This window comes from Bradyrhizobium diazoefficiens, from assembly GCF_016616885.1.
In the GTDB taxonomy this organism is placed as follows: domain Bacteria; phylum Pseudomonadota; class Alphaproteobacteria; order Rhizobiales; family Xanthobacteraceae; genus Bradyrhizobium; species Bradyrhizobium diazoefficiens_F.
Genome location: NZ_CP067102.1, coordinates 311,107 through 335,274 on the forward strand (window position 1 = coordinate 311,107; position 24,168 = coordinate 335,274).

Sequence of the window (24,168 nt, forward strand, 5' to 3'; positions counted from 1 at the left end):
GCGATCGCTGCCGCGTGCTGATCCGCTGATGGCCGGTGCCGTTCAGTGCGCCGGTAGCTTCTCGAACGTCGCGATACCCTCGGGAATCGCGTGGAACTCCTGCTTGTCGCAGGTAAAGATCGCCATCTGCGGATGGAACTGGGCCGGTTCGTCCAGCGTGCCGACCTTCAGGACGGCAGCCGGCAGTCCCGGAACCTTGGTCACCAGATGGGTGCCGCATTCGGCGCAGAACTCCCGCGTGACGGCGCGGGCGAGGTCCTTGCGGGTGAACTGCTTGGGTTGCCCGGTGATGTAGGTGAAGCCCGCCGCCGGCATCGCGATGAAGGTGTTGGGCGCGCCGCCCGAGATGTACTGGCACTCGCGGCAGTGACATTGGGCCTGCATTATCGGATCGCCCTCGGCCACATAGCGCACTTCGCCGCAATAGCATCCGCCTTCCAAACGCATGACGACCTCCCGTTTTGTTATTCGTTGTGGTCGTTATTTCTGCGCCGGCAATCTGGAATGGCAATCCTTTTCTTCTTTGCACAGCCAAAAGAAATCCCGCCAAAAAGAAAGGGGCTCCAACTTGCGCTGGAGCCCCTCAACGGTCGGGGCATTGCCGGGTATGTGCCCAAACCGTAGTTGTGGACGTGATCCCCGAGGAGAGATCGCGCCCGGGAGGAGAGGTTACATGTTGTAGGCGCGCTCGGTGTGGTCGGTGATGTCGAGACCTTCACGCTCGCTCTCGACATTGGCGCGGAGGCCAACGATCACATCGACGACCTTGTAGAGGATCGCCGAACCGACGCCCGACCACACCAGCGTGGTGCAGACGGCTTCGACCTGAGAGATCATCTGCGCGGCGAAGTCGTAATCGGCAACCTTGGGCGGGATCGCGGTGTAGTCGATGATGCCCGCACCACCGAGAGCCGGATTGACCAGGATGCCGGTGCCGAGGGCGCCAACGATGCCGCCGATGCAGTGCACGCCGAACACGTCGAGCGAGTCATCGTAGCCGAGCGCGTTCTTCACGACGGTGCAGAAGAACAGGCAGACCACGCCGACCACGAGGCCGAGGACGATCGCACCCATCACGCCGGAGAAGCCGGCGGCAGGCGTGACGGCCACGAGGCCCGCGACAGCGCCGGAGATGACGCCGAGCACCGACGGATGACCCTTCACGATCCACTCCGCGAACATCCACGACAGCGCGGCGGCTGCGGTGGCGACGAAGGAGTTGGTCATGGCGAGGGCTGCGCCGCCGTTGGCCTCCAGGTTGGAGCCGGCGTTGAAGCCGAACCAGCCGACCCAGAGCAGCGAGGCGCCGATCATCGACATGGTCAGCGAGTGCGGAGCCATCAGGTCCTTGCCGTAGCCGGTGCGCTTGCCGATCAAGAGAGCGCCGACGAGACCTGCGATGCCGGCGTTGATGTGCACCACGGTGCCGCCAGCGAAGTCAATCGCGCCCTTCTTGAAGATCCAGCCGGCGTCGGCGTTGATCTCGTCGAGCTTGGCCTGAGCCGCAGTCTTCGCCGCTCCATCAGCCGCAGCAGCCAGAGCCTTGGCCGCATCCTGGATCGCGTCCGGGCCGGGCCAGTACCAGACCATGTGCGCGATCGGGAAGTAGATCAGCGTCACCCAGAGCGGGATGAACAGGGCGATCGCCGAGAACTTCATGCGCTCGGCGAAGGCGCCAACGATAAGGGCGGGCGTGATCGCCGCGAAGGTCATCTGGAAGCAGACATAGACGAGCTCCGAGATGTTGGCGTCGACCGAGAAGGTCGCGGCCTTCGAGTCGGTGGTGACGCCCATCATGAAGGCCTTGGAGAAGCCGCCGATGAAGTCGGAGCCGCCGGTGAAGGCGAGGCTGTAGCCGTACACGGCCCAGATCACGGTGACGACGCAGACGGTGTAGAAGACCTGCATCAGGACCGAGAGCATGTTCTTGGAGCGGACGAGGCCGCCGTAGAACAGCGCAAGACCCGGGATCGTCATCAACAGCACGAGCACTGTCGATGTCAGCATCCAGGCGTTGTCTCCCTTGTTGACCGTTGGCTCGGCATAGGCTGCGGTCGCAGCGAACAGGCCGACTGCGAGAGCCGCCAATCCCGCGCCATAGGGACGCTTAAACGTCATTTCATTTACTCCTGATTGGATTTTGGTTGAGCGCGAAATCAAAGGGCCGCGGCGTCGGCCTCACCGGTGCGGATGCGAACCGCATGGTCGAGGTTGATGACGAAGATCTTGCCGTCGCCGATCTGTCCGGTTTTGGCGGCGGACGTGATGGCTTCGATGGTCTTATCGACCTGCTCGGAGGCGACGGCGACTTCGATCTTGATCTTGGGCAGGAAGCTCACGGCATATTCGGCGCCGCGGTAGATTTCCGTATGGCCTTTCTGACGGCCATATCCCTTGACTTCCGTCACCGTGAGACCGTGAACGCCAATGGCGGTCAGGGCGTCACGGACTTCTTCCAGCTTGAATGGCTTGATAATCGCCATAACAATTTTCATGGGTCCTATCCCCGCTTGGCCCGGTCCGGACGTGGCCGGGCGTTTCTCGACTGGTTCGCCACGAGGGAGAAGTTCACTACGCGGGCACAGCCGGGACCCTTAGAATCAAATGCCGTGCCAGATCGGGCGGCTTGCCTAACGGACTATGAAAACGGAGGTTTTCGCGTTTGACGGGTATTGCGGTGCAGTGCGCTATTACGTCGCGCTCAATCCGTGGTCAGGCCTGACCAAAAAGCAGGCATGACAGGCTGCCGACACATTTACTGCTCACGCGCCGGGCAGCAGGGAGGTATTTCGTTACAGAGGATGCTAGCTGAATGGCCTAGCCGCGCTGCGAAATATCGAAGTGGCTCGCGGCGTGCTCACGGGATACGCGCAACCGACCTCAACCATCAGGCGGCCTCGCGCACCGCAAAGACGCGATCGATCAACCCCCATTCGACCCCTTGCTGCGCAGTCATGAAGTGGTCGCGGTCGAGGGTCCGTTCCACCTCCGCCTCGGTGCGCCCGCAATGCTGGGCGTAGAGCCGGGTGATGCGCCGCTTGGTCTCCTGCATTTCGTTGGCGTGGATCAGGATGTCGGAGGCCTGGCCCTGGAAGCCGCCGAGCGGCTGATGCACGTGAAGGCTGGCATTGGGCAGCGCGGCGCGGTGACCGGGCTCACCGGCCATCAGCAGGAACGAGCCCATCGAGCGCGCGGTGCCCATGCACAGCGTGTGAACCGGCGCCTTGATGAACTGCATGGTGTCGTACATGGCGAGCCCACTGGTGACCACGCCGCCATAGGAGTTGATGTAGAGATTGATCGGCCTGTTCGGATTCTCAGCCTCCAGGAACAGCAATTGTGCGCACACCAGTCCAGACATCGCATCATTGACCTCGCCGTTGAGGAAGATGATGCGCTCGCGCAGGAGCCGCGAATAGATGTCGAAGGATCGTTCGCCGCGGGCGGATTGTTCGACAACCATAGGGACGAGCTGAAGCATGTCGCGCATCGGCGACCTCCATGTCTGCTGGTGATGAAGTCTTGTTGGTGTTAGGCCGCCGCGCGCATCAGGCAGCAATTGCTGTTGGCCGGCTGCGGCAGTTTCGCGAGGTCGTCGCAGGCTTGCTGGATGATGCGAAAGCGGGTGCCGCCGTCCTCGTTCGGCTCGATCCGGAAGATGACATGGCTCTCGCGAAACGGCGGCTCTGAATCGCGAAGCCGGTAGCGCACCTCTTCACCAGCGATCGTTGATTCCGGCTCGGCGCCCGCAAGGTCGCAATCCGGCAGCCAGCGCTCGCGCAACGCGGGGATGGTCACGGCGCGCCAGACCTTTGCCGGCGGCGCATCGAATTCATATTCGAGCACCAGTTCTGCATCGGCGGGATCAGGCTTCGCTGCGTCGCTCATTGATCCATATCCTTCAAAAGATCGGCGAGTGCCTCCATGCGCTTCGGCCAGTAGGCGCGATAGCGCGCGAGCCATGACCCGATGGCGACAATTCCGTCCGGGTCGACCTCGTAATTCACAAAGCGGCCCTGACGCTGTTCGCGCACGAGGCCTGCCGCGCGCAGCACCGAAAGATGCTGCGACATCGCCGGCTGGCTGATCTCCAAGCCGTCGCGCAAGGCGCTGGCATTCAGGCTTCCGCCAGCGAGCTTCTCAAAGACTTTTCGGCGCGTCGGGTCGGCCAGCGCCTTGAAGATGTCGGCTTCGATCATGCCAACACATAAGCACGTACTTATGTATTGCGCAAGCCCCGATTACTGAAGCGCTTCACCGTGCTGCGAGATATCGAGCCCCTCGAGCTCGTGCTCGCGCGAGACCCGCAAGGGCACGAACAGGCCGACCAGCTTGAGCAGGACAAAGCTCACGCCCGCCGACCAGACGAAGGTGACGGCGACGCCGTAAAGCTGGATCAGCAATTGCTGCGGATGGCCCTCGAGCAGGCCGGCCGTGCCGCCGATCGCGCTGGTCGCGAACACGCCCGCGAGCAGCGTGCCGGTCAGTCCGCCGATGCCGTGGACGCCGAACACGTCGAGCGAATCGTCGTAATTGAAGCGGTGCTTCAGCCAGGTGCAGGCCCAGTAGCAAATTGCGCCCGCGGCGATGCCGATGACGATGCCGTGCCACGGTGCGACGAAGCCGGAAGCCGGCGTGATGGTGCCGAGGCCTGCGACCGCGCCTGAGATCATGCCGAGAACGGAGGGCTTGCGCCGCGTCGACCATTCGATCGCGCCCCAGGTCAGCGCGCCGGAGCAGGCCGCAAGATGCGTTGCGATGATCGCCATCACTGCGCGCGAATTGGCCGCGCCCGCCGAGCCGCCGTTGAAGCCGAACCAGCCGACCCACAACAGGCCGGTGCCCATCACCGCAAGCGACAGATCGAACGGCGACAGATTTTCAATGCCGTAGCCGTGACGGCGCCCCATCACCTTGGCGGCGACGAGGCCGCCAGTGCCGGCCGACAGATGCACGACGAGACCGCCGGCGAAATCCAGCACGCCCATGCTGTTGAGGAAGCCGCCGCCCCACACCCAATGCGCCAGCGGAATGTAGACGAAGATGAACCAGGCCACCGAGAACAGGAGATAAGCGGAGAACCGCATCCGGTCGGCGACCGACCCCGCGACCAGCGCCACCGTGATGATCGCAAACGTCATCTGGTACAGCATGAACAGCGCTTCCGGGATCGTCTTCGCGGCCGGGTTCACGCTGTCCATGGTCATGCCGGCGAGGAACCAGCGGTCGAGCGAACCGATCCACGGGCCGTCGCCGACGAAGCAGAGCGAATAGCCGAACGCGACCCAGAGAATGGAGATGATCGTCACCGCGGCAAGGCTCTGCGCCATGGTCGCGAGCACGTTCTTCTTGCGCACCATGCCGGAATAGAACAGCGCAAGCCCGGGGATCGTCATCATCAGCACCAGCGCGGTGGCGACGATCATCCAGGCGGTGTCGGCGGTGTTGATCTCGCCCGTCGCGGCGCGCGCCGGCGCGGCCATGACCAACGCAAATCCGATCGGCGCAGCCATAGCAGCTGCGCGGCGCAACAATCCCGCCATGTCATTTCCCCCAGCATCAATTGGCGTCGCACGCTACGGCGTCGTTGCCCGGTGCGATCGAAGAAGGCTGTATCAGAGCGTTTTCGAGCGAAGTGGATACCGGTTCGCGTGAAGAAAACGCGTCAAGACAAGAAGTTTAGAGCGCGTCGCTGTCGGTCTCGCCGGTGCGGATCCGCAGCGCGTGGTCAATCGGCGTGACGAAGATCTTGCCGTCGCCGATCTGCCCGGTGCGGGCGGTCGCGGTGATCACGGCGACCGCCTTGTCGGCGACGTCGGAGGCGACCGCGATCTCGATCCGCAGCTTCGGCAGGAAGTTCACGACATATTCCGCGCCGCGATAGATCTCGGTGTGACCCTTCTGGCGGCCGTAGCCCTTCACCTCGGTCACGGTCATGCCGTGGACGCCGATCGCCGTCAGGGCCTGGCGGACCTCATCGAGCTTGAAAGGTTTGATGATCGCGACGACGAGTTTCATGGTCAGGCCTATTTCCCGGGATGCGCCGCGCCGCATGTCCCCGGCGCTGCGTCAATCTGGCATCTTTCCGGGCAAATGGCACAAAAAACTTGCAGATTGAAGCGGAAAAACGTTTGGCCATGTGAACGGCCGCCTCTGTACAGGGCAAGTGTTCATCCCTCACAATGCATTTTTGGCATGGATGCGGTGAACCCGCACCTGTCGAGCGGTACATAAGTATTTTGGGGGACGCGTCATGGCGAGTTGGTTCTACGCATCCGAGGGCAAGCAGCAGGGGCCCTATCCGGAGGGACAATTCCGCGACCTGATCGCCCAGGGTGTTGTACGCGGCGATACGCTGGTGTGGTCCGAGGGCATGGCGGGCTGGCAGAAGGCCACCGAAATTCCCGGTCTGATGACAGGCGGCGGCGCGTCGCCGATCATTCCGGCCGGTGGGCCGCCGATGAGGGGCAGCGGTGGCTACACCGGTGCCGGTAGCGCGGCCGGCGGATCACTGTCGGTCGATTTCGGTATCCTCGACTTCACCTGGCGAACGCTGGTGATGCTGATCGGCTCGTGCTTCATCATCCCGATTCCGTGGCTGTTCGTCTGGTACACGCAATGGATCGTGTCCTGCGTGAAGGTTCCGGGGCGGCCGAACCTCTCCTTCACCGGCAACGCCATGGCGATCGTGCCCTGGTTCTTCGGGTTCATCGTTCTGGCGATTGTCGTCGGCTACACCGGCATCCAGGTTTTGAGCACCGCGCTCTACATTGTTCAAATCGTTCTCTACTGGATGCTGCTGAAATGGATGGTCGCGAACATCGCCTCCAACGGAGAGCCGCTCGGCCTCAACTTCACCGGCTCGGTGCTGGGCTATATCGGCTGGAACCTGCTGTTTGCGATCTCCATCATCACCATCATCGGATGGGCCTGGGTCGCCGCAGCCCAGCTGCGCTGGACCTATCGCAACATCCAGGGCACGCGGCGAGAGATCATCTTCCGGGGTAGCGGGCTCGGGATTCTCTGGCGCGGAATCGTGGCTGCGATCCTGTGCAGCTTCATCATCCCGATCCCGTGGGTTTATCGCTGGATCATGAACTGGTTCGCGTCGCAGACCGAGCTCGCGCCGCGCGGCTCGATGTAAGGGACGATCAGCTCCTCCGCTCGCGCACGGAGCCTTCCTGCGCGACGGAGGCGACCAGGGTGCCGTCGGGCTTGAAGATCGAGCCGCGGGTCAGGCCGCGGCCGCCTTGCGCGCTCGGTGAATCCTGCGCGTAGAGCAGCCATTCGTCGGCGCGGAACGGGCGGTGAAACCACATCGCGTGGTCGAGGCTCGCCGGCATCATGCGCTTGTCGAACAGCGTGCGGCCATAGCGCGCCATGATCGCATCGAGCAGCGAGAAGTCCGAGGCATAGGCGAGCGCGCACATGTGCAGCGCCGGATCGTCCGGCAGCGTTGCCGCCGTCTTGATCCAGACATGGATGCGGCCGTCCTCGATCTTCTGGCCGAAGTAACGGCCGAGCTCGACCGGGCGTAGCTCGATCGGGCGATCCGACTCGTAGTAGCGGCGGATGAAGTCCGGCATCTCGCGGAACATCGGCTGCTTGGCCACCTCCTCCCCCGTGAGCTTTTCCGGCGGCGGCACCTCAGGCATTTTCTCCTGGTGATCGAATGCGCTCTCTTCCTCGGCATGGAACGACACCATGATGGAGAAGATCGCATTGCCGTGCTGGATCGCGGTGACGCGGCGGGTCGAATAGCTCTTGCCGTCGCGCAGGCGCTCGACCTGGTAGATGATCGGGATCTGCGGATCGCCAGGCAGGATGAAATAGCAATGCAGTGAATGCGGCAGCCGGCCCTCGACGGTGCGGCAGGCCGCCACCATGGCCTGTCCGATCACCTGCCCGCCGAATACCCGCTGCCAGCTCGTCTTCGGGCTGTTGCCGCGGAAGAGGTTCACCTCGAGCTGCTCGAGATCGAGGATCGAAATCAGGTCGATCAGGCTTTTGGACATGGTAGTGTTTCCTGGTGCCTTGTCATTCCGGGGCGCACGCAGTGCGAACCCGGAATCTCGAGCTGATAACCTCTGGATTCCGGGTTCGCGCATTGCGCGCCCGGAATGACCGAAAGAGGCCGTTCCGCCCTTGCTTCACCGCACTGTTTCGCCCACCTCAAGTCTGCTAGCAAGACCCAGAATTGGCCGGGAATTTGGATATGTCGGTACAGGGTAGCATTGTCATTGGCGGCGGCGCGTTTGCGGGCCTGGCGCTCGCGCTGGCGCTGCGCCAGGGGCTGGGACCCGAGATTCCCGTCATCGTCGCCGATCCCGCACTTAGCATTCGGCCGAGCCGCGATCCCCGCGCGACCGCGATCGTCGCGGCCTGCCGCCGCCTGTTCGAGGCGCTCGGCGCCTGGGACGACGTCAAGGCTGAGGCGCAGCCGATCCTCGACATGGTCGTCACCGATTCCAAGCTCGAGGACGCCACGCGTCCGGCGTTTCTGAATTTCGCCGGCGATGTCGCGCCGGGCGAGCCCTTTGCGCATATGGTCGAGAACCGCCGCCTGATCGATGCACTGGTGGTGCGCGCCGAAGCCGAGGGCATTAATCTGCGCGCGATGGCCGTGTCGTCTTACGATGCGCGCGCCGAGGGAATCGACGTGACGCTCGGCGATGGCAGCGTTATCGCGGCGAGCCTGTTGGTCGCCGCCGATGGCGCGCGGTCAAAACTGCGCGAGCGCGCCGGCATCGTCACTCATGGCTGGGAATACGATCAATCCGGCATCGTCGTCACCGTCGGCCACGAGCGCGATCACGAGGGCCGCGCCGAAGAGCACTTCTTGCCCGCGGGTCCGTTCGCGATCCTGCCGCTGACCGGCAAGCGATCGTCACTGGTGTGGACCGAGCGCCGCGCAGAGGCCGCGCGCATCATCGGCTTGAGCGAAGAAGAATTTCACGGCGAGCTCGAGCAGCGTTTTGGTTTGCATCTCGGCGAAGTGAAAGCGCTCGACAAGCCGCGTGCGTTCCCACTGTCCTATTTCGTGGCACGCTCCTTCGTCGCCGAGCGCCTCGCGCTGGTCGGCGATTCCGCCCACGTCATTCACCCCATTGCCGGGCAGGGTCTCAACATGGGACTGAAGGATGTCGCCGCACTGGCCGAGGTCGTGGTCGATGCCGCGCGGCTCGGCATGGATCTCGGCGGCGCCGATGTGCTCGAGCGCTACCAGCGCTGGCGCCGTTTCGACACCATGGCGATGGGCGTCGCCACCAACTCGCTGAACTTCCTGTTCTCGAACCAGTCGAGCTTGCTGCGCACGGTGCGCGACATCGGCCTCGGCATCGTCGACCGCACCCCGCCGCTGAAGAATCTCTTCATCCGCCAGGCCGCGGGTCTGACGGGTGAGATCCCGAAGCTGTTGAAGGGCGAGGCGCTGTAGGAGCGAATGGGGAGTGGCGAATAGCGAGTGGTGTCCATTCGCCACTCCCTACTCGCTAGGATCAATCGATCTTGCGCGCCTCTTCCGGCAGCATGATCGGGATGCCGTCGCGGATCGGATATGCGAGTTTTGCGCTGCGGGAGATCAACTCATGCCTGGTGGAATCGAATTCCAGCGGGCCTTTGGTCAGCGGGCAGACCAAAATCTCCAGCAATTTGGGATCGACGCTGGCTTCGGTGCGTTCGGTGGGCGCGTTCATCGTGGTCTCCTGCGATCGGCCGCCTGTAGCATAGAAAATTGCGGCCGCCCATCGCGGCCCGCTAGGGCGCCACCATCTTCTGGATTTCGTCGAGCAGGCCCTGGAGCCGCGCGGGCGGCACCGGCGTGCCTGACAGCGCAAATCCCAGAAACGTCCAGTACAGGATCTGCGCACGCGCCTGCGCAATTGTAGCGGAGAATCCGCGTCGTTGCAGCAGGCCTTCGATATAGTCGAGCCTGCGCCGGTCGATGGCGCGGACGGCCGCTTGCGCCGCCGGATCGAACGCCGCCCAGTTGCGCACCGCGCGCTCCAGATCGAGTCGGGCGCCAAAGGTCCTGCGCAGCAGCGCCGTCAGCGGCTCGTCGCTGTCGGCCTCGACACCGGCGATGATCTCCTCGGCCGCGATCTCGCGCCAGCGTTTCAGCACGGCCGCGTGGAACGCGCCGAGATCGGCAAAATGCCAGTAGAAGCTGCCGCGGGAGACGCCCATGGCCTTCGCCAATGGATCGGCCTTCAGCGCGGTGAAGCCGCTCCTGGTGAGCGCCTTGACGCCCTGGCGGATCCAGTCGTCGGCGGAAAGCTGTTCGGTCATGGCGGGTTCCGAAATCCAACCATACACTAGTGTATTGACAGGCGGCTGGCCAGCGTCTATCTCACCATACACACATGTATGGACAAAACAAGGAGCTTTGATGATGCGTGATCTCTTGCTCCAGTGCGCCGGAATCCTCGCCATCGTGGTGGCCCTCATCCATGGCATCCTCGGCGAGACCAAGGTCTTTGCCCGCGCCACCATCGAGCCGGAACGGCTCCGCACCCTGATCCGCCTGGTCTGGCAGGCCTCGACCGTCGCCTGGATCGGCTGCGGTGTGCTGCTGATCGCAACGCCCTGGATGGATTCGGCGCCGGCGCGCCGCTGGATCGTCATCACCATGGTCTGCGTGTTCGGCTTCTCCGCCTGCGCCAACGCCTGGGCGACGCGTGGCCGGCATTTCGGCTGGATGGCGCTGAGCGTGGTCGTGGCGATGGCGGTCGCCGGCTACTGAAGGCGGATGAAAAAGTGCGCGCCGTCGAACCCGTGAGGCTTAAGGCCGCAGCGAGCCGCGAAATGCGTGCTGCATGCGGACCGCACTGATGTTTTGGCGACCGTTAGAATATCTCTAAGACCGCTTGTATCCCGACCGCAATTGACTTCACCTCCTCTTTTGCTTCCTTCGGGCGCGCTTCGCGCACACGACAGAGGAGGAGACATTCGTGAGAGTCATTCGTGTTCTTGCCATTGCACTGACGGTTGGGATCGGCATGGGGTCGACGGCGATGGCCGACGGTTTCAAGAACTGCACCAAGCTCGACAAGGCGTCGTGGAAGACAGCGGGCGATGCCGAAGCCAAAGCCAAGGCGGCCGGCTATGAAGTCCGCCGCTCCAAGATCGAAGGCTCGTGCTATGAGGTCTACGGCGTCAAGGAAGGCAAGGTCTACGAGCTGTTCTACAGCCCGGAAGATCTCAGCCTGAAGCACACGATTGCGAAGTAAAGGCTAGGTTTGAACGACAAAGCGATGCGAGATACGCGCGGGGTGTCCGATCGGACCCCCGCGGATCGGACGATTGCGGTCTGGGACCTTCCGCTGCGGCTCTGGCACTGGGCCCTCGCGGCCAGCGTCCTGGCCGCGTGGTTCACGCCCACCGTCTACGACAGCCTTCACCGCATCGTCGGCTATACGGTCATCGGGCTGTTGGCCTTCCGCCTGGTCTGGGGATTTTGGGGCAGCCGCTATTCGCGCTTTCGCATGATCGGCGTCAGGCTTCGTGCTGCGCCCTTCTATCTCTGGAATCTGCGCCGCGGCATCACCGGCCGCTATATCGGGCTCAATCCCGCCGGCACCCTGATGCTGGTGGCGCTGCTTGTGGCTCTCGCCGTCTCGGCGATCACGGGCGCGCTGTCGGTGACCGTCACCTTCTTCGGCGTCTGGTGGATCGAGGATACTCATGCTTACGCATCGGATGCCGTGATCGTCCTGGTCGTGCTGCACATCGTGGGCGTGGTGCTGATGGGCATGCTTCAGCGCCAGAACCTGGTGCGTGCGATGATCACTGGCCGCAAGCGCATCCGCGGTCACTCCTAAGGCGTGAAAAATTTCGGGGCGCGCCACATAGTTCTACGGAAATCGAGCACGGATTACCGCGCGAGGCGCAATTGTCGAGGTGGCGTTTACCCCATGATAGGCATGCAACCGGGAACTGCAAAAGATTAACGTGCAGAAAGTGCAATCGGAATCATCGTCAAGATATTGACGAGGGAGCGATTGCGAATGTTCCGCGTTTTTACCTGCCTCACGGCAGAGCATGATTGGCGGCTTGTCATGCTCGCTGGTCTCGTTTGCCTCGCGGCGGGCATTGTCGCTGTCAGCATCTTTCATCGCGCGATCGCGTCGCGCGCCTGGGCGCGGCTGATCTGGATTGCGATCGCCGGCGCCGCCATCGGCTACGGAATCTGGGCAACGCATTTTGTCGCCATGCTCGCCTACGAGCCCGGCGTCTCGACCGGTTACAGCATTGCTCTGACGGGGCTGTCGCTCGCCGCGGCGATGATCCTGACGTCGGTGGGTTTTGGCGTTGCCGTCAGCAATTCCGGCCGGTGGCGCGCGGCTGCCGGCGGCGGCATCATCGGCGCCGGTATTGCGAGCATGCACTATCTCGGCATGTGGGCCCTCGAAGTGCCGGGTCACGTGACCTGGTCGCCGGGGCTGGTGTTCATCTCGATCGTCCTCGGTATGGTCTTGGGCTACGCTGCACTGGCGACTGCCCTGAGCCGCAAGGACAAGTGGGGCGCTTTCGCTGCGGCGCTGCTGCTGACGCTCGCAATCATGTCGCACCATTTCACGGCCATGGGGGCCGTGCAGATCGTTCCAGACCCGACGCTGGACAACGACGCATTGTCGCTTTCTCCCACCTTCCTCGCCGTGGCCATTGCGGGTGTGGCGCTGTCGGTGCTCGGGATGAGTCTCGTCGGCGTGCTGGCGGATCGGCACCTTGCGACCCGAACCAGCAGATTCGAGGAAATCATCAGTGAGCTTTCGCTCGCAAGGCAGCAGGTGGAGGATTCGCAAAAGGAACTCTAGGACCAGACACTCAGGCTGGATACGGCCATCAACAACATGGTCGAGGCACTTTGCATGTTCGACGCGGAAAAGCGACTTGTCGTCTGTAACGAGCGTTACGCCCAACTCTATCGGCTGCCGCCGGAATTGCTGAGGACGGGGACGCCGCACACCGACATCATCAAGCATCGCGTCGTGAACGGCATCCTCAAGGGTGACACGAGCGAGGGCGCCGCCGGGCAATTCATCTCGAAATTGGCCGCATTGCCGTTCAACGCGGTCTCGAGCAGAATCGACGAGTTCGCGGACGGCCGCCTGATCTGCGTGACGCGACAACCAATGGCCGGCGGCGGGTGGGTAGCCACCCATCTTGACGTCACCGAGCAACGCCGATCCGAGGCCAAGATCATTCACATGGCGCAGCACGATGCGTTGACCGATCTGCCAAATCGTGTGCTGCTCAGGGAGCGGATGGAGCATGCCATTGCGGTCACGCGCAATGGCGGCCTCGATCTGGCCGTGCTCATGCTCGATCTCGATCGCTTCAAGGACGTCAACGACACGCTGGGACATCCGACAGGCGATTCCCTGTTGCGCGCCGTGGCTGCGCGTTTGCGCGAATGCACCACTGAAACCGCGTTGATCGCCCGGCTGGGCGGCGACGAGTTCGCGGTGATCGACTACATGACCAACCCGGCCGTGGAGGCCGCCGCCCTCGCCGAGAACATCAGGAAGGCGCTTTGCGAACCCTTCGATCTCGGCGATCACCGGGTCACGGTGGGCACCAGCATCGGCATTGCCATCGCGCCGCGCGATGGCGACGATTCCGACGTGCTCATGAAGAGCGCCGATCTCGCCCTCTACTCCGCCAAGAGTGGCGGTCGTGGTGCATTCCGCTTCTTCGAGCCCGAACTCGACGAGCTCATGCACGCGCGACGCAATCTGGAGCGCGACATGCGTGCTGCGCTGACGGACGGTGAATTCGAGCTCCACTATCAGCCGTTCGTCGACGCCGCGACTGGCGAGACGAGCGGCTTCGAGGCCTTGCTACGCTGGCACCACCCGAAGCGAGGTCTGGTCATGCCCGGTGACTTCATCCCGCTTGCGGAGGAGACCGGCCTGATCGTGCCTTTGGGAGAATGGGTCCTGAGGGCCGCATGCAGCGAAGCCGCCAAATGGCCCGCCCATCTCAGGATCGCGATCAACCTGTCTCCCGCTCAATTCCGCAGCAAGGAGCTTGTCCAGGTCGTTATCGGCGCACTGGCGAGTTCGGGCATTGCGCCGCACAGGCTCGAGCTCGAAGTCACCGAGACGGTCATCATGCACGACAGCGAAGCCGTATTCGCAGCACTGGGGCAACTGCGCGAGCTCGGCGTCCGGATCGCGCTCGACGATTTCGGCACCGGCTATTCGTCGCTGAGCTTTCTGCAAAGGTTCCCGTTCGACAAAATCAAGATCGACCGCAGCTTCGTCAACGAGTTGTCCAGCGCGAGGGAAGAGGCGCGCCATCTCGCGCGAGCCGTGGTTCGTTTCGCGGTCAGTCTCGGCAAGACGACGACCGCCGAAGGCGTCGAAACCAGGGAGCAGCTGGACATTCTCCGCGACGAGGGATGCATCGAAACCCAGGGCTACTATTTCAGCCGGCCGATGCCTGCATCCAGCTTCGCGAAAATGCTGCGAACTGCCAAGGCAGCCGTCCGCGCGGCGTGAGCATTCGGGCCGTCACTGCAGTGGCGGATCGCCGCTGGTTCGCTTCTTGGCGAGGTCCATCTCGGTCACCTGCTCGTGGGCCACACGGGCGATATGAGATCCTTTGACTTATTCTAATTCTAATATGGAGCGATTCTAGAAGCGTTTCTGAATGTTTCTGCTTCCCAAGAGCGCACTTGCCAGCTTTTGCTGCGGCCGGATGTCGCAACGCTTTGGGGGCTCACATGTCATCGGATGTTTCCGCGGGTTCATTCACGTTACGATCCGAACGCCGTCGGCATTGCAGTAGATCGGTCCTGCTCGCGGCGACCGCGATATCGATCGTGAGTTCTGGCGCGGCTTCGGCAGCGGACGGCGACGCCAATGGATTGTTGCTGAAGAAGCTTGAGAAGATGGAGCTGCGCATCCAGCAGCTCGAAGCCGAGTTGAAGCAGAAACAAGATCGCCCGACAGCCGATGCAGACACAAAGCGGGCAGCAAAATCGGCGTCGCTGACAAGCGCCAACGCGGCTGTGCCATCCGCTGAACCAAAGGACGCGCCAGCCAAGCCCGAAGCCCAACCGTCCGAGAAATCGGCCAAGTCGAAATCGAAAGACTTCATCGCCCTGCCGCCCCTCCCGTCAGCGTCGGACAAACCCATCCTCGGCGTAGCCGATTCTCCGGTCCCCGGTCTCAGCATCGGAGCGTATGGAGAGATCAAGTTCGGTACGATGCAAAATCCCGCTGCCGGCGGCCAGTGGCAGAAAGGGTTCGATGCGCAGAGGTTCGTGCTCCTGCCGACCTACGCGATCACCCCGAATATCATCTTCAACGCCGAGATCGAATTCGAGCACGCCGGCTCTGGATTCGACAATGACGACAAGCTGCACGGCACCGCCGAGATCGAGCAAGTCTGGATCGACTTCAAGATCATCGATCAGTTCAACTGGCGCTCGCCCGGCGTCGATCTCGTGCCAATCGGCTATATCAACCAGCACCATGAGCCGACCCAATTTTATAGTGTTGGCCGGCCCGAACTCTACAACGGCCTGATTCCGTCGACGTGGAAGGTCCCATCCACCAGCATCTACGGGACGATCACCGAGGACCTCAAATATCAGGTGATGGTCAGCACCAGCAACGAGGATTTCGGCGACTCCTTCGACAATCGCACTGAGGCAAAGACCGTCCCGCTTCCCGGCACCGCCTACGCCGCAGGCATTGATGGCGTAAATGCGCTCGGCTTCTCGAGGCCCCCGCTCGGCGACTTCCAGCAACTCAACAACGCCACGGCCGTGTCCGGTCGGCTCGACTTCACGCCGACATTCTGGCCAGGATTCGCCGGAAGCGTCAGCACGTATTACTCGCCGAACACGACGCCGCGCGGCGCTCATGACGATCTCGGTAACTTCCTCGGCAGATCCAGTCTCGCGATGTTTGACGCCGAATTCCGCTACAGGGTACCCGACACAGGTCTTGAGCTTCGCGGCGAATATGTCCGCGCTCAGTTCGGGCATCCGGAAAATCTGCGCGCGAACAACGACTCCGATCCGACCAACAACGTCGGCAAGTCGATGTACGGCTACTCCGGCGAGATTGCCTACCACGTGCCGCTCGGTACAATTCTCAACAGCGAGTGGGAGGCCGTGCCGTTCTATCGCTACACCTATCAGAACCTGCAGACAGGCGGCTTCGCCGGCACGGACGCGAACCTGCCAACCGGTCAGGGCCAGCGGCAGTACCATACGGCCGGGTTTGCGGTTTTCCCGTCCCCGAAGATCGTGCTGAAGGCGACCTATCAGCATGTGATCGACAAGAGCGCCACCGGCGCGCTCTCGGATTCGTTCCTTGGCGGCGTCGGGTTCTTCTTTTAATGCCGACGGGGGTCCCTGGGACAACGTTGCAAGACCTGATACAGGACCAAGGAGCGAGGTGACTATGAACTGGGTTCGATATACCCTGCCGGCGGCAGCGATCTTGTCTGCCGCCTCTCCCGCTTATGCTGTTCGGTATCTGTCGATCGAGGAAGCCCAGAAGGAGGCTTTTCCCTCCGCGACACATTTTTCCGAGGTCCAGGCGAGCCGCGTCTGGAAGGCCGAAGCCGGCGGCAAGGTCGTCGGCTTCTTCGTGTTCGACCGGGTCGTCGGCAAGCACCTTTTCATTGACTACGCGGTGGCGCTGACGCCGGCGGGGGCCGTCCACAAGGTCGAGATCCTGGAATATCGGGAATCGTATGGCGGCGACATCAGGAGCCCGAGCTGGCTCGCGCAGTTCGTCGGCAAGACCGCCGGCAGCGCGCTCAAGATCAACGGTGACATCAGGAATATCGCCGGGGCGACGCTGTCGTCGACCCATGTCACCGAAGGTGTGAAAAGAATCTTGGCGGCTTATGGCAATCGTCTCCGATAGCATCCGTCGCGCGAGGCCGCTGCTCGGCACCTTCGTGGAGATCGAGATTGCCGGCGCTCCCAGATCCGAAATGGACGGCGCCATCGACACTGCATTCGATGCGGTCGCGCAGGTACATCGACTGATGAGCTTTCATGAGCCGGATAGCGATGTCGGTCGGCTCAACAGCGAAGCCGGCACTCGCCCCGTGAGCGTTCATGCGTGGACCTTTCGGGTGCTCGAGACGGCCGTCGAACTGCATCGACGCTCTGGCGGGTGTTTTGATATCACCATCGCACCGGCGTTGCAGGCAATCGGCCTGTTGCCGGCGCTGAAGGACAAGTCGGCGCCGGCTCTGCGCTCTCCCGACGCGATTGAGCTGCTTCCGGACCGGGAGGTTCGCTTTCGTTCGACCGATGTCATGATTGATCTTGGCGGCCTCGCCAAGGGTTTTGCCGTCGACCGCGCGGTGGCCGTCCTGCGCGACCTCGGCATTCCCTGCGGCATGGTGAACGCCGGCGGCGACCTTCGGGCCTTTGGCGCACAGACGCGCACGGTTCACATCCGCGATCCCCGCCATCCGAGCCGATCGGTCTGCAGTATCGAGGTGACAGATGAAGCGTTGGCCTCAACGGCGCGCCGCGTCGACCTCGTCGACGGTGACGAGTCGGGCAGTTCGGCGGTCATTGATCCTGCAACTCAGAGGCCGGTGAGCCTGATCGACGGCGCCACGGTTCGCGCGCGCTCCTGCATGGTTGCGGACGCCTTGACCAAGGTCGTCATGATCTCCGGGACCGATGCAGGCGAACTGCTCGAATCCTATAAGGCGGGTGCCCTGTTGATCTCCGCCGACGGCAACGTTCAGATCACGTCAGACTGGCATCACGCGGTGCACCTTGCGGCTTAGGACATCGTTTCGCTATTCGCTCTACACGGCGTTCGCTGCGCTGGTTCTCACCGGCGCCGGTTGGCTTCTAGCCGACTGGCAGAAGGACGTCGCCGGCGATGCGCTCTGGCAGCAGATCGCTGCCAACGTGCTAATGGTGCATGGCGGCACCGCGATGCTGACGCTGCTGCTGTTGGGCGCCCTCATTCCGCTGCACCTCCGGCGATCGTGGCGGAGCGGCAAGAATCTGGTGTCGGGATCGATCATGGCGGCGTTCAATGCCGTACTGATCGTGACCGCATTCGGTCTCTATTATCTGGGATCGGACGCGGTTCGGCCCTGGATGAGCTGGATCCACTTGGGCAGCGGTTTCTCGCTGGCCTTGCTGTTTCCGTTTCATATCTGGCTTGGCCGGCGCGAGCGAAGCTAGCGTTCAGTCGATTGCCGTCACTGCAACGGCGGATCGCCGCTGGTGCGCTTCTTGGCGAGGTCCATCTCCGTGACCGCGATCAGGATCTCGGCACGGGTCTTCAGATCAGGCGCTTCCAACATCGCCTGCTTCTCGGCCGGACCATAGGGCGACATCATCGCCAGCGCATTGACCAACGCCTCGTTGGGCGCGCTCTCGACGCCTTCCCAGTCGACCTTGAGATTGTTGGCCTTCAAAAAGTCCGCGAGCACCGTCAGCAGCGCCTCGCGATCGACCGCCTCCTCGCCCATGCGCGCGGTGAAGTCGTCGACGAAGGCGAAGAAGTCGACCTTGCACTGCCTGTAGGCGGTCAGCACCTCGAGCTCCTCGATCACCTTGAAGCGCGCGACGCCGGTGAGCTCGAGGATGTAGCGGCCGTCACCGGATTCGGCGAGCTGGGTGATGCGGCCGACGCAGCCGACGCGGAACAGCGTCGGCTTGTCGGAGTTCTTCGGCGAATGCGCGATGTCGGGCTGGATCATGCCGATCAGGCGATGGCCGTCGCGAAAACTGTCGTCGACCATCGCGAGATAGCGCGGCTCGAAGATGTTGAGCGGCATCTGGCCGCGCGGCAGCAGCAGCGCGCCCGGCAGCGGAAACACCGGGATGATCTCCGGAAGGTCGGCGGGGCCGCGATATTCGATGTTGATCGGCATCTGGTCCCCGCGTCGATAGAGCATGATCCGGAAAAGTGTGCAGCGGTCTTCCGATTAGATCATGCTCAAACAAATCATCGCGCTTATGAAAACAGGATCGTCGACAAGCGCTTGCGCCCTTCGACGGTCGCTTCGTCCGCCCCGCCCCAGGCCTCGAAGAACTGCACCAGCTGCTTGCGGGCGCCGTCGTCGTTCCATTTGCGGTCGCGCTTGACGATCGCGAGCAGCTGCTCGGTGGCGGCGGCCCGGTTGCCCTGCGCGTTCAGCGCGGTCGCAAGGTCGAACCGGGCCTGATGATCGAGCGGATTTGCGGCGACTTTCTGTTCCAGTTCAGTGACCGGCCCGAGCGATTCAGCCTGTTCGGCGAGGTCGATCGCGGTCTGCACGGCCTTCACCGCGGGATCGTTGCGCTTGGATTCCGGCACCATGGCCAGCGTCTGCTTGGCCTGCTCCATCGCGCCGGAGATGGCGTAGCATTTTGCCAGCCCGGCAAGCGCGGCGATGTTGGTCGCTTCGTGTTGGAGAACCTCAGCGTAGATCTGCGCGGCCGCGGCGGCATCGCCCTCGGCGAGCACGGCCTCGGCCTCCTGCAGGATCTCGGCGATGTTGGGCTCGCCCGGTGCGGTGACGCCCTTGGTCAGCTTCTCGATGAAGGCGTTGAGCTGGCTCTCCGGCACCGCGCCCATGAAGCCGTCGGCGGGCTGGCCGTTGACGAAGGCGATCACGGCCGGGATCGACTGGATGCCCATCTGGCCCGGAATCGCCGGATGCTGGTCGATGTTCATCTTGACCAGCTTGACCTTGCCCTTGGCCGCCCTGACCGCCTTTTCCAGCAGGGGGGTGAGCTGCTTGCAGGGGCCGCACCACTCCGCCCAGAAGTCGATCAGCACCGGCTGGCGCTTCGATTCCTCGATGACGTCCTTCACGAAGGTCTGGGTGGTGGTGTCCTTGATCAGGTTGGCCGCAGCCGGGCCCGCCGCTCCGTTACCCTGGTCGATGATCGTCACGGGATCCCCTCGTCTGATGTCTGGAATGGCGGGTCTTTAGCACGTCGCCATCACATATGCTTCGTTTCAGGCCCTAAAATTGGGCCGGGACGGCCGAATTTCAATCCACCGGCATCGATTCGGCGGTTCCGGGGTGTTTTGGGGCGATTCGACCGGGTTCGGGCTCATATTGGGGCTCCGAAAGCGAATTGATGCCGCCGGTAGCTGTTGCATTCGCCGCCCGCTTTTGGCATACGACAGCCGTTGCCGGCGCGTCGCGCGACCGACACAGGATGCGGGTGTAGCTCAGTGGTAGAGCACGACCTTGCCAAGGTCGGGGTCGAGGGTTCGAGCCCCTTCGCCCGCTCCAATTTTTCCCAGAGCATCCAGCCACGACATATGCGATCCTCGTTGGGGTAATCCGCGGGAATACCAGTCCCGACATTTTGGCTATCCGGTCTTCGGCGGGATTGGCCGACGATGCGCAGGACAATTCGGTGAAGTTGTCGATCGGCTTATGCCGCGCTGCTTAACACTCGCGCCGAGTTGAAAACCGCTGCCAACGATGTCTACACCCTTGGTGCAGCGGTGATGTTCGTTCAGTACGGACGAACCAGTGCGGAGGTCGTTGGCGGCCAGCGTAGCGCGCGGGCCAGACGAATGGTCTAAGGAGCGCTCCGCTGTTTGCTAAACGAGGCGCTCGCCCAATGTCAGATAACTCTTGAAGGCTAGATGCCCCTCTAGATCGATTTGAACGAGATATGTGCCGTTTGCCAAATTGATTTCCACACGCCAACGCGTGTTCGTGCTCGGCGCTGGAGGACGGGCGGCAATGTCTGAGTTGTAGAAGTTCTTTATCAACGCCCCATTGATATCCCAAGCGAATACGCTAGCTGAAATGTTTTTCAGATCGGCGCGAGGACTAAGCTGAAAATTTATTCCGTTGGAAGTCAGGAAGACCGATTCAACGAACACAAAGCGACGTTCAAAGAGCAACAAATCGTCAGATATAACAATGCGCGACGCCCATTCGGCCGCCTTGTTGCCAAGCAAGTAAAGCAGCGTGTCACGCTCGGCTGCCGTGCGACAAAAGACCCACTGAAGATTGTTAGCTAGCGGCAGCGGCGACTCGGCCAGTATCTCTGCGCAGCGATGTTCGATGATGCTTCTATCGCCGCCAATACCGCCTTCGTGGAAGACCTTTTCAAACGGAATCTTTGAAAAGTAGTCTTCCGAATCGCCCGGCTCCGCGTTGCCCAGCTGCATATTGCGATCGCAGAATTTGACGCTGGGCAATGCAAGAATATTGCTTGCGTTGAAAACCATCATAATGAGGACGGGGGCGTGAGTGTCGTCGCCGTACTGACACTCTCCCTTCTTGCGGATGCCTTCAATGTGATACTGCGTTGGGGTTCGTGGCCGAAAGTAGAGACGGGCTGAGCCGTGAGCGTGACTTCGCCCATCGATCACTCCCGGCGCCGCAACGTCCTTCGCTTTTTTGTTAGCAGGGTCATCACGCGAACGAAGCTTGCCGTCTAGCAGAATCTTGACTGCATTTTCTATTGGCGCGTGATGAAAAAGACGGCTGGGCCACTTGCTACGGTAGGGACGAAACGGACTTGTTAGAGCCGTTTCCCATTTGAGAATGTGCGCTGTGATGAAATCAGTCGTCAGCGCCATAGGCGAGTTCAAGTTGGGGCTTTGACGAAGGGGCGACGTCGCTCCCGCGTTCGCCTGGGCGATATTCAAGAGCGACTTCTGCGTCCCGCTTTATACCTTGAATTTGAACGGGACGTACGTGAGGCAGGACGCTCAACACAGACAACAGAGGCTCGCCCGCGCCCTTTTGGGTCCATGCAGCCTTATCCTGCGTCAGCAATCCCTTCTGGAGCCCGACCCAAACACCCCACAAGTCCTCAGTCTCTAAATTCCATTCTGCATCGTTGGTCTGAAGCTTAAGAACTTTGTCTTCTCCGATAGAGGCCTGAACAGGCTGCTGATTGTCAAATAGGACGAACTTCTCGTCGCCCAATTCTATGGCGCGTCGAAGGGCTCCGATGAACGAGTCAAATGACGACGAGTCGACAGCCTCGTCCTTGAGCTGGCTTGCCACGGATTCCATATGCTCCGGCAAACCGATATCTACCGTGTAGTCGTGGATGAAGACTTGAATAGGTAAGTCTTTGAGGTGGCGTTCCATCACTGGACGCACGTTGTCCCATTTGAGGCCGCCGTTCCCACATCCAAGACGTGGGAACGAAATCTCCGTTATTCCTAAGTTCTCATAGTGTCCGACAAATTTTTCCAAGCCCGCGTCGATCCACTGAATCTTAGACGGATAACGCCAATGCTGCTTAGTTGGGAAGTTAAGGACCCAAGAGGTCGCGCCCTTCCACAGCCACAGTTTCCCGGGCGACAGAAGCTTCTGATCGCAGATGCGCTTGTAGGCCGCGAACATCTCGGGCTCGCGTTCCCTGAAATCCTTTGCGATGCCCTTACCCATGACCCCAACACAGTTGACCGTGTTGACCAGGGTCTGGGCAGTGGACTCCAGGAGGCTTGTACGCCGGTAAATGAGCATGGGCTTCCCGGTGAAATCGCGCGCGGCAGTAGTTTTGGAGGTAACAGCGACCATCGGACGTATCGACATACTGAAGCCAGAACCTCACGACTTTGTAAAGAACAAAATCAGAACATTTGCTCTCAGTACCCAAGAAAGTATAGTCCCTGCTGACCCCTTTGTAGCAATCGTACGCTACGGCCGCGTGCTCGAAAAGAAAAACCTTAGAAAAAACAATGCTAAGGGCCCGCAGCATGAGCTTAATTGACGCTGCTCACGACCTTGCCAAGGTCGGGGTCGAGGGTTCGAGCCCCTTCGCCCGCTCCAATTTTTCCCAGAGCATCCAGCCAAATCAGGTCGGGCGGCGGTTTTCCACGCCGGCGGCTGGCTTGGGCCTCACATGACAATTCTGGTTACCGGCAGCGCAGGCCACCTCGGGGAAGCCATCCTGCGGACGCTCCAGCGTCGCGGTTCCTCTGCGCGTGGGGTCGATCTGAAGTCGTCGCCCTTCACCGATGCCGTGGGCTCGATCGTCGATCCCGGCTTCGTCCGGGCGCAGATGGACGGCGTCGCCGCCGTCATCCACACCGCGACGCTGCACAAGCCGCATGTGGCGACCCACAGCAAGCAGGCCTTCATCGACACCAACGTCACCGGCACGCTCAATCTGCTCGAGTCGGCTACGGCGGCCGGCGTGAAGAGTTTTGTTTTCACCGGCACCACGAGCGCGTTCGGCTCGCAGCTCCGCCCCGGGGCCGGACAGGCGGCGGTGTGGGTCACCGAGGAGCTGCCGCCGGTGCCCAAAAACATTTACGGCACCACAAAGTTGATGGCGGAAAATCTGTGCGAGCTGTTCTTTCGCGAGCGGGGCTTGCCGGTCGTGGTGTTGCGGACCTCGCGCTTCTTTCCGGAGGACGATGATGATCTTGCGATGCGGTCGGCCTACCCGCTGGACAATGCGCAGGCCAACGAGCTCCTTTATAGACGGCTGGATATAGCGGACGCGGTGAGCGCCCATTTGCTCGCCGTCGACCGCGCGCCGGAGATCGGCTTTGGCCGCTACATCGTCTCGGCGACGAGTCCGTTCGCGCAACACCACCTCGTGGCGCTTGCCCGTGACGCGACTGGTGTCGTGCGCGAGATCTATCCGGATTGTGAGCAGCTCTATGCGGCGCGCGGCTGGCGGTTATTCCCCGAGATCGACCGCGTCTATGTCAACGCCCGCGCACGGCGCGAGCTCGGCTGGCATCCGGAATTCGATTTCGCCCATGTGCTGCGCAGCCTGCGCGACGGCTCCGATTTCCGCAGCGCGCTGGCGCGCGAGGTGGGCTCGAAAGGCTATCACGACACGCTCTTTGACGATGGACCGTATCCCGTCGCCAAATAGTCGCTGCTTTTGTCAATTCGCACGATGTTTCAGATGTGTGGCCGGTGTCACTGCGCACCATCCGGCCTCGACCGTTCTACGGTGCATGGGGTTGTTTTCGCGGTTTTGGATTGGTCGACCATTCTGCTGCCCGCAAATGAGGCGCGTCATGCGATTCCGCGTTGCAGCGAGAGTGTTGCTATCGCCACCAATGCGGCGAAAGAACATCCGTCTCAATTCTTATTGCGCGCAACTGCAGCACACGCGATGCGCTTCTCACGGCTCGCAGATGTGCTAACCTTTTTGCGTCTGCCACTTCGACAGACTCCGAACTTCACCTACTCGAACAGCAAAACAAAGAACGCGCAGCCATC

Annotated in this window: 25 protein-coding genes, 1 tRNA gene and 1 pseudogene; 12 read left to right on the forward strand and 15 right to left on the reverse strand. The window is 61.9% G+C overall.

Annotation, left to right across the window (positions count from 1 at the left end; all coding sequences use genetic code 11):
- Positions 1 to 42 precede the first annotated feature (42 nt).
- From JJC00_RS01355 to JJC00_RS01390, 8 genes are all read right to left on the reverse strand, one after another.
- The gene (locus JJC00_RS01355) at positions 43 to 447 is read right to left on the reverse strand and encodes a GFA family protein (RefSeq protein WP_200470999.1); all 405 of its coding nucleotides are present in this window, start codon (positions 445 to 447) and stop codon (positions 43 to 45) included.
- Between the two features lie 222 nt (positions 448 to 669).
- Entirely contained in the window at positions 670 to 2,118 is a 1,449-nt protein-coding gene (locus tag JJC00_RS01360; protein WP_200471000.1) for an ammonium transporter, read from the reverse strand.
- A 38-nt stretch (positions 2,119 to 2,156) separates the two neighbouring features.
- Positions 2,157 to 2,495, reverse strand: coding sequence for a P-II family nitrogen regulator (locus JJC00_RS01365; protein ID WP_200471001.1), 339 nt, complete (start codon positions 2,493 to 2,495; stop codon positions 2,157 to 2,159).
- Between the two features lie 392 nt (positions 2,496 to 2,887).
- Entirely contained in the window at positions 2,888 to 3,490 is a 603-nt protein-coding gene (locus tag JJC00_RS01370) for an ATP-dependent Clp protease proteolytic subunit (RefSeq protein WP_200471002.1), read from the reverse strand.
- A 41-nt stretch (positions 3,491 to 3,531) separates the two neighbouring features.
- Positions 3,532 to 3,888: an SRPBCC family protein gene (locus tag JJC00_RS01375; protein ID WP_200471003.1), complete on the reverse strand. Its 357-nt coding sequence runs from the start codon at positions 3,886 to 3,888 to the stop codon at positions 3,532 to 3,534.
- Positions 3,885 to 4,199, reverse strand: coding sequence for an ArsR/SmtB family transcription factor (locus tag JJC00_RS01380; RefSeq protein WP_200471004.1), 315 nt, complete (start codon positions 4,197 to 4,199; stop codon positions 3,885 to 3,887). Before JJC00_RS01380 ends, JJC00_RS01375 begins: the two co-directional genes overlap by 4 nt.
- Positions 4,200 to 4,241: 42 nt before the next feature.
- Positions 4,242 to 5,543, reverse strand: a complete 1,302-nt coding sequence (locus tag JJC00_RS01385; RefSeq protein ID WP_200471005.1) for an ammonium transporter — start codon at positions 5,541 to 5,543, stop codon at positions 4,242 to 4,244.
- A gap of 136 nt (positions 5,544 to 5,679) precedes the next feature.
- Entirely contained in the window at positions 5,680 to 6,018 is a 339-nt protein-coding gene (locus tag JJC00_RS01390) for a P-II family nitrogen regulator (RefSeq protein ID WP_008142802.1), read from the reverse strand.
- A gap of 235 nt (positions 6,019 to 6,253) precedes the next feature.
- Here JJC00_RS01390 and JJC00_RS01395 point away from each other — a divergent pair, with 235 nt between their 5' ends.
- A complete protein-coding gene (locus JJC00_RS01395; RefSeq protein ID WP_200471006.1) occupies positions 6,254 to 7,144 on the forward strand; it encodes a DUF4339 domain-containing protein in 891 nt (296 codons plus the stop codon).
- Between the two features lie 7 nt (positions 7,145 to 7,151).
- Here JJC00_RS01395 and tesB read toward each other — a convergent pair whose 3' ends face one another.
- A complete protein-coding gene (gene tesB / locus JJC00_RS01400; protein WP_200471007.1) occupies positions 7,152 to 8,015 on the reverse strand; it encodes an acyl-CoA thioesterase II in 864 nt (287 codons plus the stop codon).
- A 200-nt stretch (positions 8,016 to 8,215) separates the two neighbouring features.
- On the opposite strand from tesB, the gene JJC00_RS01405 reads away from it, so the two are divergent.
- Positions 8,216 to 9,436: a ubiquinone biosynthesis hydroxylase gene (locus JJC00_RS01405; RefSeq protein ID WP_200471008.1), complete on the forward strand. Its 1,221-nt coding sequence runs from the start codon at positions 8,216 to 8,218 to the stop codon at positions 9,434 to 9,436.
- Positions 9,437 to 9,497: 61 nt separating this feature from the next.
- On the opposite strand, the gene JJC00_RS01410 is transcribed toward JJC00_RS01405, so the two are convergent.
- Positions 9,498 to 9,695, reverse strand: a complete 198-nt coding sequence (locus JJC00_RS01410) for a Trm112 family protein (protein WP_200471009.1) — start codon at positions 9,693 to 9,695, stop codon at positions 9,498 to 9,500.
- Between the two features lie 61 nt (positions 9,696 to 9,756).
- Positions 9,757 to 10,287 carry a TetR/AcrR family transcriptional regulator gene (locus tag JJC00_RS01415; RefSeq protein WP_200471010.1) on the reverse strand — a complete coding sequence of 177 codons (531 nt, stop codon included), beginning with the start codon at positions 10,285 to 10,287 and terminating at the stop codon, positions 9,757 to 9,759.
- A gap of 103 nt (positions 10,288 to 10,390) precedes the next feature.
- Between JJC00_RS01415 and JJC00_RS01420 the strand changes: the two genes are divergently transcribed.
- From JJC00_RS01420 to JJC00_RS01455, 8 genes and pseudogenes are all read left to right on the forward strand, one after another.
- Positions 10,391 to 10,741, forward strand: a complete 351-nt coding sequence (locus JJC00_RS01420; protein ID WP_200471011.1) for a hypothetical protein — start codon at positions 10,391 to 10,393, stop codon at positions 10,739 to 10,741.
- 208 nt (positions 10,742 to 10,949) lie between these two features.
- Positions 10,950 to 11,228: a PepSY domain-containing protein gene (locus tag JJC00_RS01425; RefSeq protein ID WP_200471012.1), complete on the forward strand. Its 279-nt coding sequence runs from the start codon at positions 10,950 to 10,952 to the stop codon at positions 11,226 to 11,228.
- Positions 11,229 to 11,252: 24 nt separating this feature from the next.
- Positions 11,253 to 11,819: a cytochrome b/b6 domain-containing protein gene (locus JJC00_RS01430; protein WP_200471013.1), complete on the forward strand. Its 567-nt coding sequence runs from the start codon at positions 11,253 to 11,255 to the stop codon at positions 11,817 to 11,819.
- A gap of 186 nt (positions 11,820 to 12,005) precedes the next feature.
- A pseudogene (locus JJC00_RS01435) lies at positions 12,006 to 14,504 on the forward strand (EAL domain-containing protein).
- 224 nt (positions 14,505 to 14,728) lie between these two features.
- Complete coding sequence (locus JJC00_RS01440) at positions 14,729 to 16,357, forward strand: hypothetical protein (protein ID WP_246774056.1); 1,629 nt, start codon at positions 14,729 to 14,731, stop codon at positions 16,355 to 16,357.
- A 64-nt stretch (positions 16,358 to 16,421) separates the two neighbouring features.
- Positions 16,422 to 16,892 carry an FMN-binding protein gene (locus tag JJC00_RS01445; RefSeq protein ID WP_200471014.1) on the forward strand — a complete coding sequence of 157 codons (471 nt, stop codon included), beginning with the start codon at positions 16,422 to 16,424 and terminating at the stop codon, positions 16,890 to 16,892.
- Positions 16,873 to 17,778: an FAD:protein FMN transferase gene (locus JJC00_RS01450; RefSeq protein ID WP_200471015.1), complete on the forward strand. Its 906-nt coding sequence runs from the start codon at positions 16,873 to 16,875 to the stop codon at positions 17,776 to 17,778. The genes JJC00_RS01445 and JJC00_RS01450 overlap by 20 nt, the downstream gene beginning before the upstream one ends.
- Positions 17,768 to 18,187 carry a hypothetical protein gene (locus JJC00_RS01455; RefSeq protein ID WP_200471016.1) on the forward strand — a complete coding sequence of 140 codons (420 nt, stop codon included), beginning with the start codon at positions 17,768 to 17,770 and terminating at the stop codon, positions 18,185 to 18,187. Before JJC00_RS01450 ends, JJC00_RS01455 begins: the two co-directional genes overlap by 11 nt.
- 17 nt (positions 18,188 to 18,204) lie before the next feature.
- On the opposite strand, the gene JJC00_RS01460 is transcribed toward JJC00_RS01455, so the two are convergent.
- Positions 18,205 to 18,882, reverse strand: coding sequence for an LON peptidase substrate-binding domain-containing protein (locus JJC00_RS01460; RefSeq protein ID WP_200471017.1), 678 nt, complete (start codon positions 18,880 to 18,882; stop codon positions 18,205 to 18,207).
- A gap of 83 nt (positions 18,883 to 18,965) precedes the next feature.
- Entirely contained in the window at positions 18,966 to 19,889 is a 924-nt protein-coding gene (gene trxA / locus JJC00_RS01465) for a thioredoxin (RefSeq protein WP_200471018.1), read from the reverse strand.
- Positions 19,890 to 20,163: 274 nt separating this feature from the next.
- Between trxA and JJC00_RS01470 the strand changes: the two genes are divergently transcribed.
- Positions 20,164 to 20,238: transfer RNA gene (locus JJC00_RS01470), tRNA-Gly, on the forward strand.
- Positions 20,239 to 20,555: 317 nt separating this feature from the next.
- Here JJC00_RS01470 and JJC00_RS01475 read toward each other — a convergent pair.
- Entirely contained in the window at positions 20,556 to 21,548 is a 993-nt protein-coding gene (locus tag JJC00_RS01475; RefSeq protein ID WP_200471019.1) for a DarT ssDNA thymidine ADP-ribosyltransferase family protein, read from the reverse strand.
- Positions 21,532 to 22,503: a macro domain-containing protein gene (locus tag JJC00_RS01480; protein ID WP_246774057.1), complete on the reverse strand. Its 972-nt coding sequence runs from the start codon at positions 22,501 to 22,503 to the stop codon at positions 21,532 to 21,534. The genes JJC00_RS01475 and JJC00_RS01480 overlap by 17 nt, the downstream gene beginning before the upstream one ends.
- A gap of 325 nt (positions 22,504 to 22,828) precedes the next feature.
- On the opposite strand from JJC00_RS01480, the gene JJC00_RS01485 reads away from it, so the two are divergent.
- On the forward strand, positions 22,829 to 23,815 hold the full coding sequence (locus JJC00_RS01485) for an NAD-dependent epimerase/dehydratase family protein (RefSeq protein WP_200471020.1): 987 nt from the start codon (positions 22,829 to 22,831) through the stop codon (positions 23,813 to 23,815).
- The last annotated feature ends 353 nt before the right edge of the window (positions 23,816 to 24,168 follow it).